The following is a 397-nucleotide window of genomic DNA, read 5'->3' as shown; positions in this document are numbered from 1 at the left end:
TAACAGTAACGACAGCAGTATCACAAAGTGCAGGATTAGCATCGTCACAGATGGTATACTCAAAAGTATCTTCGCCAGTAAATCCTGGGTTAGGCGTATAAGTAATTACACCAGTATTAGGATCTACAGCAACTGTTCCATCATCAGGATTAGTTGTATTAGTTACCGAAATAGGGTCACCATCCGGATCAAAATCATTAGCTAGTACTACTACATCTACAGGAGTTCCTACAGGAGTTGTAGCAGTATCTGCATTTGCGATAGGTGCTTCATTTTCAGGACCACTCTCAGGTAATACTTCGATATATACAGTTGTAGTATCACAAGCGACAGGGTTTCCATCGTCACAGATGGTGTACTCAAAAGTATCTTCACCAGTAAATCCTGGGTTAGGAGT

Annotated in this window: 1 protein-coding gene; it reads right to left on the bottom strand. The window is 41.1% G+C overall.

Features of this window, described 5'->3' with window-relative positions:
* The coding region (locus ACVC5O_RS01055; protein WP_452219606.1) for an Ig-like domain-containing protein at positions 1-397 on the bottom strand (397 nt) is incomplete at both ends.

The organism is Lacinutrix salivirga (genome assembly GCF_053604675.1).
This window is presented reverse-complemented; position numbering and strand designations above follow the sequence as displayed.